The organism is Parapedobacter tibetensis, assembly GCF_024704835.1.
Classification (GTDB): Bacteria; Bacteroidota; Bacteroidia; order Sphingobacteriales; family Sphingobacteriaceae; genus Parapedobacter; species Parapedobacter tibetensis.
The window spans coordinates 130,643-142,224 of sequence record NZ_JAMXBE010000013.1 but is presented as its reverse complement, the minus strand read 5'-3'; the positions used below and the strand labels follow the sequence as shown (position 1 = coordinate 142,224).

11 protein-coding genes are annotated in these 11,582 nt (G+C 45.5%); 7 read left to right on the top strand and 4 right to left on the bottom strand.

The genetic code is table 11. From position 1 onward, the window contains the following. The first annotated feature begins 7 nt into the window (after window positions 1–7). Entirely contained in the window at window positions 8–1,636 is a 1,629-nt protein-coding gene (locus tag NF543_RS19025; RefSeq protein ID WP_257669774.1) for a RagB/SusD family nutrient uptake outer membrane protein, read from the top strand. Between the two features lie 58 nt (window positions 1,637–1,694). After that, window positions 1,695–3,764 (top strand): hypothetical protein, encoded by a 2,070-nt coding sequence (locus NF543_RS19020; protein WP_257669773.1) that lies wholly within the window; start codon window positions 1,695–1,697, stop codon window positions 3,762–3,764. Window positions 3,765–3,867: 103 nt separating this feature from the next. Here NF543_RS19020 and NF543_RS19015 read toward each other — a convergent pair whose 3' ends face one another. Together NF543_RS19015 and NF543_RS19010 are read right to left on the bottom strand one after the other, a co-directional pair. After that, complete coding sequence (locus NF543_RS19015) at window positions 3,868–4,344, bottom strand: hypothetical protein (protein WP_257669772.1); 477 nt, start codon at window positions 4,342–4,344, stop codon at window positions 3,868–3,870. A 174-nt stretch (window positions 4,345–4,518) separates the two neighbouring features. Beyond that, window positions 4,519–6,786: an alpha/beta hydrolase family protein gene (locus NF543_RS19010; RefSeq protein WP_257669771.1), complete on the bottom strand. Its 2,268-nt coding sequence runs from the start codon at window positions 6,784–6,786 to the stop codon at window positions 4,519–4,521. A 216-nt stretch (window positions 6,787–7,002) separates the two neighbouring features. Here NF543_RS19010 and NF543_RS19005 point away from each other — a divergent pair, with 216 nt between their 5' ends. Continuing rightward, window positions 7,003–7,215, top strand: coding sequence for a hypothetical protein (locus NF543_RS19005; RefSeq protein WP_257669770.1), 213 nt, complete (start codon window positions 7,003–7,005; stop codon window positions 7,213–7,215). Between the two features lie 112 nt (window positions 7,216–7,327). After that, window positions 7,328–7,525 (top strand): type II toxin-antitoxin system RelE/ParE family toxin, encoded by a 198-nt coding sequence (locus tag NF543_RS19000; RefSeq protein ID WP_257669832.1) that lies wholly within the window; start codon window positions 7,328–7,330, stop codon window positions 7,523–7,525. Between the two features lie 58 nt (window positions 7,526–7,583). Here the strand turns inward: NF543_RS19000 and estT are convergent, their stop codons facing one another. Continuing rightward, the gene (gene estT, locus NF543_RS18995) at window positions 7,584–8,429 is read right to left on the bottom strand and encodes a macrolide hydrolase EstT (RefSeq protein ID WP_257669769.1); all 846 of its coding nucleotides are present in this window, start codon (window positions 8,427–8,429) and stop codon (window positions 7,584–7,586) included. Between the two features lie 37 nt (window positions 8,430–8,466). Between estT and tnpA the strand changes: the two genes are divergently transcribed. The 3 genes from tnpA to tnpC are packed head-to-tail and all read left to right on the top strand — an operon-like array spanning window position 8,467 to window position 10,648. After that, window positions 8,467–8,751 carry an IS66 family insertion sequence element accessory protein TnpA gene (gene tnpA / locus NF543_RS18990; RefSeq protein WP_257669768.1) on the top strand — a complete coding sequence of 95 codons (285 nt, stop codon included), beginning with the start codon at window positions 8,467–8,469 and terminating at the stop codon, window positions 8,749–8,751. A 2-nt stretch (window positions 8,752–8,753) separates the two neighbouring features. Next, a complete protein-coding gene (gene tnpB / locus NF543_RS18985; RefSeq protein ID WP_257669767.1) occupies window positions 8,754–9,092 on the top strand; it encodes an IS66 family insertion sequence element accessory protein TnpB in 339 nt (112 codons plus the stop codon). Between the two features lie 50 nt (window positions 9,093–9,142). Further along, on the top strand, window positions 9,143–10,648 hold the full coding sequence (tnpC, locus tag NF543_RS18980) for an IS66 family transposase (RefSeq protein ID WP_257669766.1): 1,506 nt from the start codon (window positions 9,143–9,145) through the stop codon (window positions 10,646–10,648). Window positions 10,649–10,807: 159 nt separating this feature from the next. Here tnpC and bla read toward each other — a convergent pair whose 3' ends face one another. Then, window positions 10,808–11,566 carry a subclass B1 metallo-beta-lactamase gene (gene bla / locus NF543_RS18975; protein WP_257669765.1) on the bottom strand — a complete coding sequence of 253 codons (759 nt, stop codon included), beginning with the start codon at window positions 11,564–11,566 and terminating at the stop codon, window positions 10,808–10,810. Window positions 11,567–11,582: the final 16 nt, after the last annotated feature.

The window sequence follows — 11,582 nt, the reverse complement described above, 5'->3', positions numbered from 1 at the left end:
TAGAGAAATGAAAAAGTTTAGCTATATACTATTGGTTCTTTTCACCATGTCTTCATGCAATGTATTGGATTTGAAGCCATTGGATAAGCTGTCGGAAAACGATACTTGGGCGGACGCGGCATTGATTCAATTATATGTGAATGCAAGTTATAACACGGTCTTGCATGGTTACGTAGATGATGTGTTCGCCGCGGCTAGTGATGAGTCCTACGATTTGCATAATCACGGGAATATGTTTGTTTTGCAAAGGGGCGAAGTTACGTCAGATAACATTACCCAGCTTTCCGGTAGGGTCAATTATTGGCAGCTTGGTTTCAGTCAGATCAGAAATATGAATGTATTTTTCGACAAAATCGATGGTGCGCCTATTGATGATAACGTGAAAGCGTTGATGAAAGGCGAAATGATGTTCCTAAGGGCCTGTGCGTATGCGAATTTAATATGGCGATATGGTGGGGTGCCTATCATTACGAAGGTCTACGAATTGAATGAGGACTATACCTTGTCGCGTGATCCTTATGACGCCTGCGTTGATTTCATTGTTAGCGAATTGGATGAAGCGATTCAACTTTTGCCGGCAAAACAACCCGCAAACCAATTAGGCAGGGCATCTGGAGACGCCTGTAAGGCACTCAAGTCCCGCGTGCTGCTGTATGCGGCGAGTAAATTAAACAATCCTTCGAATGACCGTACAAAATGGCAAATGGCTGCCGCCGCAGCCAGCGAGCTGTTGGGGTCCTATGTATTGTACCCCGATTATCGGGAGTTATTTCTGAAAGACAATGATGAGATTATCTGGGCAAGGTCTTTCACACAAGGGAACGCTACGGATTATAATTGGAAGAATGGAAGGAATGGAGATGAAGGGGGCAATTATCAGGGTCCTACACAAAATCTGGTCAACGCGTATGAGATGAAGACTACGGGATTGCGTCCTTATATAGCGCAAGCCAACGGGGGATTAACAGTTAATCAGCAATCGGGGTACGATCCCAACAACCCTTATGTAGGTCGAGATCCACGGTTTTATGCAACCATTCTCCATGACGGTGCGATGTGGATGGAACGTGAGACCGAGACATTTATGGGGGGACTGGATTCTCCCGAAAGCAGTGTGCAACCTTGGAATGCCTCGCTTACCGGCTATGCCCTTAAAAAGTTTTTGAATGAAAATATTCCGCCTACGGGAAATACGGAACAACCAATGAATCCTTGGATTTATTTCAGGTATGCGGAAATATTATTGAATTATGCTGAAGCGGCATTCGAATTGGGCGACGAAGCAACCGCGCGCGAATACCTGAATCTGGTAAGGGCTCGGGCAAGCGTGCAGATGCCGCCGGTAACGGATACCGGAGAGCAGTTGAGGGCCCGGATCCAAAATGAACGTATGGTGGAATTAGCGTACGAAGAACATCGCTTTTTTGACATACGGCGTTGGATGATTGCAGAGCGGACGGAAAACCAAGACTTGCTTAAAATCACGATACGGAAGCGACCGGATGGCAGTAAGACCTATGCCGTAGGGGTGCTCTCTGATGAACGTAATTTTCAGGAGAAACATTACCGTCTTCCAATACCCCGTGCAGAAGTTGAAAAAAGCCTAAATTCGCTGGAACAAAACGAGGGATACTAGCATGGTTATGAATAAGTGTTATCAATGTCTCCTAGCTTGGACACAAAGCTTTTTTTTATTGTCAGGCCTTCTAGCGTTGTTATTCAGTTGCAGCGGCGGAAAAATCGATCGCGAGGCGGTGGTGAGCCGTCATCGGATAATTACTGAAAAGGACAATCCGGAAAGCCCGGCACAGGTTGGCAACGGGGAGTTTGCTTTCGGCGTGGATATCACCGGCCTCCAGACATTCGCTACGCATGCGACGATGTCGCACTGGGGCTGGCACAGCTTTCCGCTTCCCGAAGGCCTTAATATCGAAGATTTCAAGGGGAAAATGTGGGATACGTATGGTCGGCTGGTCCACTATGACGATTGGAATGACAACCAGCCAGAACTATCTGCCTGGTTGGCGGGCAATCCGCATTCGTTCAATCTCGGACGGATCGGATTGGTGTTAAAAAAATCGGATGGTACGGTCGCAGCGTTGGAAGACCTGCAGCATACGAAGCAGGAAACCGATCTGTGGACAGGGACCATCATCAGTTCGTTCGAATTGGAAGGGACACCTGTATTGGTAAAGACACTGTGTCACGGCGAAAAAGACGCCGTCGGCGTGCAGATTACTTCCGAATTGATAGAAAATGGGCAGATTTCCGTTGCGTTCTCTTTTCCATATCCCGACAAAAGCCAACAGGTGAACAGTACATTCGATCAACCCGGTGCGCATGCCACGAAGCTGGTTGCAACGGAAGGAAGATTTGCCCATCTCCAGCGTATCCTAGATGATACCGATTACGGTGTGCGTGTAAACTGGACCACGGATGCCGGTTTCCAAGAGTTGGGCAAGCATGATTTTCAGTTGGTGCCGGAATCTGGGAATACGCTCGAGTTTGTTTGTGCGTTTAATGACGACCCCATTGTGGAAATCCAGTTAAGCTTTTCGGAATGCCAGCAATCTTCTGCAATATCATGGAAAGATTATTGGATGTCTGGCGCAGCCATGGACCTGTCAGCAAGTACCGACCCCCGCTGGAAAGAGTTGGAACGCCGGGTGGTCTTGTCGCAGTATGTAATGAAGGTAAACGAGGCCGGGAGCTGGCCGCCGCAGGAGAGTGGCCTGGTCAATAATGGCTGGTATGGCCGTTTCCATTTCGAGATGATTTGGTGGCACGGCGCCCATTTTGCGCTTTGGGACCGGTGGTCGCTATTTGACAGGAGTCTGCATGTCTACCCTGATTTTTTGCCCACATCAATGGCACGCGCTGAAAAGCAGGGATATAAGGGGGCGAGATGGCCAAAATGCACAGCGGATTTGGATAGGGATTGGCCCCATCCTATCCATGCAACATTGATTTGGCAACAGCCGCACCCGATTTTTTTCGCCGAATTGGACTATCGCTTGCATCCTACGCAAACCACACTCGATAAATGGAAAGAAGTTGTGTTCGAATCCGCGGAGTTCATGGCCGACTTCGCGCATTACGATGCTGCCAAAGATCGTTATGTGCTCGGACCGCCAGTCTACATCGTTTCGGAGAATACGGATCCTCGTACCACGATCAATCCGACATTCGAATTGGCATATTGGGGATTCGGCTTACGCACCGCGCAAACCTGGAGAGAACGGATGAATATGCCGCGGGAAGAGAAATGGGACGACGTGCTGGACAAACTTTCACCACTGCCGGTTGAAGATGGTGTGTATGTTACCCACGAGGGAATCGATGAGATGTGGACCAGGCACAATTGGGAGCACCCTGCCCTTATCGGGGCATTTGGTATGCTGCCTGGCGATGGCGTAGATATTCCAACGATGAACAGAACCCTTGAAAAAGTGCATCAGGAATGGAAGCTCCATGAAACGTGGGGATGGGATTTTCCGATGCTGGCCATGTCGGCAGCAAGGTTGGGGCAGCCGGAACAGGCAATCGATTACCTCTTGGAGTATCCGGCGTTTATGTTTGATGAGCATGGACTGGTGGGGGGCGGCCGGGCACCATTTCCTTATTTTCCGGGCAATGGCGGGCTATTATATGCAGTCGCTATGATGGCTGCGGGATGGGAAGGGGCTCCCGATGCAAATGCGCCTGGATTCCCCGATGATGGTTCGTGGAAAGTGAAGTGGGAAGCATTAAAACCTGCCCTTTGAATGGTTAAAAATTAGTGTATTCAATAAACCAATTGGAACATGATGAAACGATACCGCTCACCGTTTAACAGGCTTCGATGGCTGTCTATGGCCTGGCTGCTGGTCACGGCATTGGAAGTGCCTGCACGAACCATTTTTTGCCCAAATCGGACTGGCACTGAACGATAAAAGCTATACGGATAACCTTTCGGCTACGCTCGACCAGGAGCGCGACCTTGCCATGCTCGACGATGGGCGGGTGTTGTCGCGCTGGCATGATGTGCCCGGCGACGAGATACGCGGCACCTACAATCACGAAACCGGCTACTACGAAGCGATGTGGGGATGATGGAACACTTTCCATACCGTCTAGCGGCTCGCAGTCCGGGCAGTATGCGCTGCGTAGATATGGTTTACTCGAATGACGTTCCAAAATGAGCATCAATGGTGTCTGAATCGCTATGGAGGCCAATATGGATTTGATTGACGCCATTAGGGCAAAAGATGAACGTTTGAAAGCGTTATATGGCTGGTTGTTGCCCAGCACATTCGACATTACGAAAATAGATTGATCTATGCTATTCCTTTTCGGGAATTGCAAATCAATAATAACCTGGTGCAAAATCCAGATTATTGAGTGTCACGAACAAACGAAAGATGGCAATTCTGAGTTTGATGCGCTGTTGGAGATGCGATCCTATCGGATCCAGAATACAGTCTCTGAGTCCAAACAGCAACTAGGTTGCTTGGATTAAATGGCTCGGCAGACTATAGGCTAGTGCAGGTATTTGCTCAAAAAGCCCATCATGGCCCGATAGAATTCAATCCGGTTTTCCTCTTTGGCGAATCCGTGCCCTTCGTCATACTTCACCATATAAGGCACATCAAAGCCTTTGTCGCGCAGGGCTTTCACGATTTGATCCGATTCGGCTATCTTTACCCTTGGATCATTGGCTCCCTGCACCACAAATAACGGGCGTTTGATCTTATCCAGTTGGAAAACCGGTGAAACCGCTTTTGCAATGGCCGCTTCTTCAGGTTTGTCCAAATCATACCAGATCTCTTTCACCATCTCCTTGTAAGGTTTCCAGTATTCGGGAAAAGACTCAAAGAAGGTGAATATATTGGATACCCCCACGTAGTCCACGCCACATTGGTAAAGCTCGGGGGTTTTCACCAACCCCATCAAGGTGGCATAACCACCATGGCTGCCGCCGTAGATGGCCATCTTGTCGGGGTCTGCCCAACCTTGCTCAATCACATACTGCACGCCATCTTCCACATCGTCCATCAATTTGCGTCCGATTTGCTTGAAACCGGCTTTCAGGAACTCCTTGCCATATCCACCCGAAATGCGGAAGTTGACCTGCAGCGTGGCGTAGCCTCGGCTTGCGAAAAGTTGCGCTTCAGGATTGAATCCCCAACTGTCGCGTATACCCTGCGGCCCGCCGTGCGGATTGACGACCAAGGGAACCTTTTGACCTTCCAAAGCGGCTTTGGGCAAGGTGATGTAACCATGGATGGTCTGGCCATCACGGCTTTTGAACGTGATGGGACGCATTTCGGCCATGTCTTCTTCTCGCAGTTGCGGCATCAGGTCATAAAGTAGGGTTGCCTTGCCGGTTTTGCTGTCGTAACTATAATAGGTGCCGTACAGCCTGTCGCTCTGCACCACCACCAAATATTGGTTTTCATCGTCTGATTTGCCGGCAATGGTATATTCGTATCCCTTGAACTGCTGCTCCAGGTTGTCATGGATGGCCTTGAACGTTTTGCTGACGGGCTCAATAGTTACCTTTTCCCCTTCATAGCCCAGGTAGTCGATTTCCCAGTTCCGTTTGCGTGAAAGGCCGATAATGGAAGCATCGAAATCCGGATTGGAATAAACTTCCTTAAGGATTTGTTTTGCTTTGAAGTCATACAGCACGATTCGGGCTTTGTCCGAATCCAGATTGGTCAGCACATAAGCATCATCCGGGTTTTCCGTGGCATAGTTGAATGCCAGTACATTGAAAGTATCGTACCAGGAAGCCGTGCCATGTAACTCAAACGTATCGACACCCGCCGGTTTGTAGAAATACTGGACATCGATACCGTTAAGCATTTTGGTATACCCCTTCAGGTTGCCGTCCTTATCAAAGTCATATCCCGCTACTGGGTTGGCCGGGTCATCGTTGACAAATAGCTTTTCAGAAGCTCCGGTGACGACATTGATCAGATAGGGTTCGAAGATCTGGGGATTGTCCTTATTCATGCTCACGATGATCTGGTCTTTCTGCTCTTTGAGCATGTTCAGGATGGACGCCTGTACGCCCTCATGGGGTGTGAGGTCCTTGTTGTTCGACCCATCGACATCGGCGGCATACACATGGTAGTTTTCATTTCCTCCCTGATCCATCAGATAAGCCAAGCGGCTATCGTTTATCCAGCCATATCCGCGGATAAGTTCTTCCTTTTCCTCCACAGCCATGGTTACGTTGCCCGTGGCTATTTCCTTGACGAATACATGGCGCTTATTTTTATCATCCTTTTCCATGTATGACAAGTATTTGCCATTGGGCGATAGCTGGAAGCTGGATGATTTGGGTCGCTGGAAGTAATCCGCAACGTTATACTTAAACGCGCCCTTGTCCAGTTCGATCAATGCATTGATTTCCTCGGGGGAGGATACCAGTGCAGTATCTCCCGGTTTGGTGATGGTCGTTTTTTCCAAGCTGAGTGGAAACTCCATCCCCCCTTGCTTAAAGGTGCCACTGATGGTGTTGCCGGACAGTGTACCGGTATATGCCATACCTGCCTGTGATAGACCAAGTGTAAGGGTATTGTCTTGGAAGTCGACTTCCGATAATGGTATTCCACTGGCTCCCTGATCGGGGCTGTCCATGGTGGCGCTAAGCGCACCGTCTTTTTCACTGATATGGAAAATCAAATTGAGGCTTGTGCCCTGGATGGATAACATTCCTTTCCAGTCGCCGGTTATTTGCGCTTTTGAAATGGTCATCGCGCAAAATAGCAATATCGTAGCAATAGATGTGGTTCTCATGCTGTAATTTTTGATGTTTTTTGATATTGGACACCATGCGGTGGTTGATGTTACAGTTAGCCAGGGGAGTTTATTAAAAATTCTCTTTTGGGGACAGACCCCAATTTAAAAGGTGCATTGCAGCCTGATTTAGAGATAATTGAATATATTTATTTTATCCGAAGTGGTGTTGATTTAAGAATATTCGTACATTTGCGATAACGTAATAAAGTAGGTATGAAGTTGATTTTAGATATAAAGGATGATAAAGTGCCTTTTTTCTTGGAGGTGTTGAAAAATTTTAAGTTTGTTAAGGCGGAACCGTTATCTTCGAATAAATCGGCTATTATCGATAGTATGAAGCAAGCGGTAAAAGAAATGAATTTAGTTTCGGCGGGTAAATTAGAAGCTCGTGATGCAGACGATTTCTTAAATGAGCTACAAAGTTAAGACCATTCCTGTTTTTGAAAAAGATTTCAAAAATCTCGCAAAAAGATACCCTTCCTTAAGATCCGAGTTAACCACTTTAATACAATGATTAAAAAATCATCCCGACCAAGGCATTTCATTAGGCCGTTCATGTTATAAAATCAGAATGGCAATTAAAAGTAAAGGGAAAGGAAAATCTGGAGGTTCCAGGATAATCACTTGCGTAAAACTGACACAAGAGTCTGTTTTTCTTCTTACGATATTTGATAAAAGCGAAAAGGATAATATCACAGATGGAGAATTAAGCACATTACTTGACGCACTTGAATAAGCGGATTCAGCACCTGACCTGCATTGCGGTATCATTTTAAACACTGAATTATTTGTTTTCAAATTTCTTGACGTTTGTCGATTCCGTCAATTATCAAATTCCAATCCTCAAAATGCAACTCGTGTCCTGTACCTTCAAGCGTAATTAATTTTGAGCCTTTTATCTTTTCAAGTAAAACACTTGCATTTTTGAAGTGCCATATTTTGTCATCAGTTCCGTGTATAATTAAAGTCGGTTGTTTGATTTCGTTTAATCTATTCCAATATTCTTCGCCACCTTGTAGAGCAGCGTGGTTAAACATACTTATATAATTATTAGCGCTATTGAACTCTTCTCTAATATATTTTTCACTCCTTTTTTTATCAAACTGTTTTCTACCTGACATTAAGGCAAAACCCTCTACCATATAGTTTACAACGCTGTCTTCATTTGTCCAATCAACATTGCCCGACTTAGCGTGAAAATCTATAATTCTTGTATCCATTTCAGGAATGGTTGGGTCTGAATCGCCCCAAGGACCTGTTGATAAAAGTGTCAATGACTTAACTCTGTCAGGATATTTTATTGAAGCTATTTGAGAAATCAGTCCACCTAATGACATACCTACAAAATGTGCATTGTCAATTTTGTAACCGTCTAAAATTGAAATGGCATCATTTGTCAAATCAACAATGTCGTAAGGTGTTGTTCCGGGCTCGTAGAAAGTTGATTTTCCCACATCTCTATTGTCGTATCGAATCACGAAAAATCCCTTGTCTGCCAATTTTTGACAGAATTCTGCGTCCCAATAAAGCATTGAAACTGTTGCTCCTGCCACTAATAAAATTGGGTGGTTATTTTCATTTCCAAAACTTTCTGTATAAAGCTCAATGTCGTTCGTCTGTATCCGCCCCACCAAGTACATATTTGATTAGGCTTTCACGCGCTGTACTTTTGCTTTCATGAGTACATTAGCAAGTAAGCGTGCGCACATGCTGTCTTTGGTTGAACAGTGGCGCACCAGCGGTCAAACCCAAAAAGCGTTCTGCCAATTCCAGGGTATCAGGCCAGGCACGCTGGCCTATTGGGTGCGCATCAGTAAAGAAGATCACGGACCTTCCGGTTTTGTGGAAGTTTTCCCAAAAAATAACCCCATCCAAAAGATTGAAGTGATCTATCCCAACGGTGTGAAGGTCAATGCGGGTACCGACCTGGCGTTGGTCTCCAGGCTCATCCATCTGTATTAAGTATGTTTTCACTGGGGTCATCGCACCGTTTTTACCTGTATGCCGGCCATTGCGACATGCGTAAGTCATTTGACGGGTTATGCGGTGTGGTGGGTTCGCTGATGCAGCGCCAGCCCACCAGCGGCGAAGTGTTCGTCTTTCTGAACCGTAGGGGCACCCACATGAAGCTATTGCATTGGGAAAAAGGCGGCTTCGTGCTATACTACAAGCGGTTGGAGTCAGGCACATTTTCACCTGCCGGATCCGGGGATGGTGAACTGCCATGGAGTGATCTGGTGCTGATGGTCGAAGGGATCCACGTGGTGGAGAGCATCCGGAAAAAACGTTATTCACTGTTATAAAAAATCACTTTCTCCTTGTGTGGGTGCCCATTTTTGCGTATTTTTAAAGCATGCAAACGGCACTGGAAAACCTATCGAAAGAAGACCTTTTAAAGGTTATTTCCATCCGTGATGAGAAAATCGATCACCTGAGGCAGGAGCGCGACTACCTGAAGTCCCAGGTCGAGATGTACCAGCGGATGCAGTTCGGCCAGAAGCGTGAACGCTTCGAAGGGGACCCCAACCAGACCTTCCTGCCGTTTGGAGCCGGACCTGATGAAGCGGAGCAGCAGCAGGAAGAAACCAGGGAAAAGATCGAATACGTACGCAAGCGCCCTAACCATAAAGGGCGTGCGAAACTTCCCCGGCACCTTCCCGTCGAAGAGATCGGGATCCACCCGGAGGGCGATCTGTCCGAAATGGTGTGCATCGGTAAGGAAATCACCGAAGAACTCGAGTGCGAGCCTGCAAAGTTCTATATCAAACGCTACATCCGCTATAAGTACGCTGCCAAAAACGGTGAAGGTGTACGCATCGCCGATCTGCCTGAACGGGTGATTGACAAAGGTATTCCGGGAGCAGGCCTACTGGCGATGATATTAACCGGCAAGTATGCCGACCATCTCCCACTATACCGCCAGAAGCATATCTTCGCCAGGGAAAACATACAGATCCCCTCCTCAACAATGGAAGGCTGGACAAAAGAAGCACTCATCAAACTCCAGCCCCTTTATGAACGATTGGTCTTCGACACCAAAGCAAAAGGATACCTTCAAGTGGACGAGACGCCGATAAAAGTACTGGATAGCGATAGGAAAGGCGCTACCCATCAAGGATACTATTGGGTATACCATGCCCCATTGGATAACACCGTGCTGTTCGATTATAGTCCCACCCGTGGTGGCATTGCCGCTGTGCCCATGCTTGGAAACTTCAAAGGCTATCTCCAAACGGACGGCTATGCGGTTTACGAAAAGTACGGCAAAAAGAAAGAGGTTACCCACTTAGCCTGCTGGGCGCATGCAAGGCGTGAGTTCGAAAAAGCACTGGATAGCGATAAGCAAAGAGCCGAAAAGGCTTTGCTGATGATACAGAAGCTTTATGCCGTAGAACGGCAAGCTAAACAGGAAAACCTTTCTCCTGAACAGATCAAGGAACTACGACTTGCGGAATCGCTACCGGTGATCAACGAATTGGGGAAATGGATCTTTGAAGAAATAAAGAACACACTCCCTAAAAGCCAGATCGGAAAAGCGATGGCCTATGCTTACGCACGATGGGATGCGCTATCAGCTTATTTATATGATGGAAATCTACAGATCGACAATAATCTCGTGGAGAATGCTATAAGACCAGTTAGCCTGGGGAGGAAGAACTACCTCTTTGCAGGAAGCCATGAGGCTGCACAGCGTGCAGCGATGATCTACTCGTTCTTTGCTATCTGCAAAAAACATGAGGTAAATCCTTTTCAGTGGCTGAAATATACCCTGGAAAATATCATGACCATCAACCACAAAAATATAAAAGACCTATATCCCCAGAACTATAACAATATGGTTCAACAATCAAACATGTAGTTCATAGGCTGGATACGTTCGTCTTAATTATTTTCTCTTTCATTTCTGTATTATTCTGTTTACAACTGCTAATTGACAGCCCTATAATTAATGTCCAAAGTAGTTTTCTTTTCACTTTTTAAATGACTATTTGGAGAGTACTTTATTTCTTCTTGTATTTTATTTAGTTTTAAACATGTTGATTGTATAGTCTAGTAATTCTTTGTTTCCAAATTCTCCGTGACCCGGAACAACAATTTTTACATTTGGATATTCCTTTTTAACTATTTCAACGGTACTTGACCAGTCTGCAACATTAGAATCGCCTAAATAACCTTTACTTGCATCGACTTCTTTTATTAAGCAACCTCCAAACAGTATATTTTCGCTTGGAAAATAACCTACAACATTATCTTTCGTATGACCTTCTCCGAAAAATTTTGCAATAATTTTTTCATTGCCTACTTTCAAAATAAGAGAATCATTGAAACTGTTTTTTGGGATAACAAAATTATTTTCTTTAGCGAGTTCAATGGTTTTAGAATATGAATAAGAAGGAATATTATTGTTATGAAACGCTTGTAATCCACCTAAGCAATCATTATGAAAATGAGTTGGAATTATAGCATTAATCTTTGAATGAAGTGTTCCGTTTATCCATTTGATTAACTCTTCTGAGCTTTTGTCATTGGTTGGCGTGTCAAAAACAATTGTTTCTTTATTATTACTCACAATTAGACCGTTACAAGGAACATTTCCAAAATCTTGAGTTTGTGAAAATGAAGTATGTTCATATGAATTTTCGGAAATCTGAGTTATAATTAAATCTTCAGATTTGTAAACCTCTTTGGGTTTGAATGCGTCTCGTTTTTGAGAACTACAATTTAAATTTGTTATAAAGATTACGATTATCAATAGAGTTTTTATAATAACTTTCATTTTGTTTTTCTATTTT

Excerpts from the sequence above, each read along its gene's own strand:
- NF543_RS19025 (WP_257669774.1), top strand. The coding sequence starts at position 8 with ATGAAAAAGTTTAGCTATATACTATTGGTTCTTTTCACCATGTCTTCA.
- NF543_RS19010 (WP_257669771.1), bottom strand. The coding sequence starts at position 6,786 with ATGAGAACCACATCTATTGCTACGATATTGCTATTTTGCGCGATGACC.
- NF543_RS19005 (WP_257669770.1), top strand. The coding sequence starts at position 7,003 with ATGAAGTTGATTTTAGATATAAAGGATGATAAAGTGCCTTTTTTCTTG.
- estT (WP_257669769.1), bottom strand. The coding sequence starts at position 8,429 with ATGTACTTGGTGGGGCGGATACAGACGAACGACATTGAGCTTTATACA.
- tnpA (WP_257669768.1), top strand. The coding sequence starts at position 8,467 with ATGAGTACATTAGCAAGTAAGCGTGCGCACATGCTGTCTTTGGTTGAA.
- tnpB (WP_257669767.1), top strand. The coding sequence starts at position 8,754 with ATGTTTTCACTGGGGTCATCGCACCGTTTTTACCTGTATGCCGGCCAT.
- tnpC (WP_257669766.1), top strand. The coding sequence starts at position 9,143 with ATGCAAACGGCACTGGAAAACCTATCGAAAGAAGACCTTTTAAAGGTT.
- bla (WP_257669765.1), bottom strand. The coding sequence starts at position 11,566 with ATGAAAGTTATTATAAAAACTCTATTGATAATCGTAATCTTTATAACA.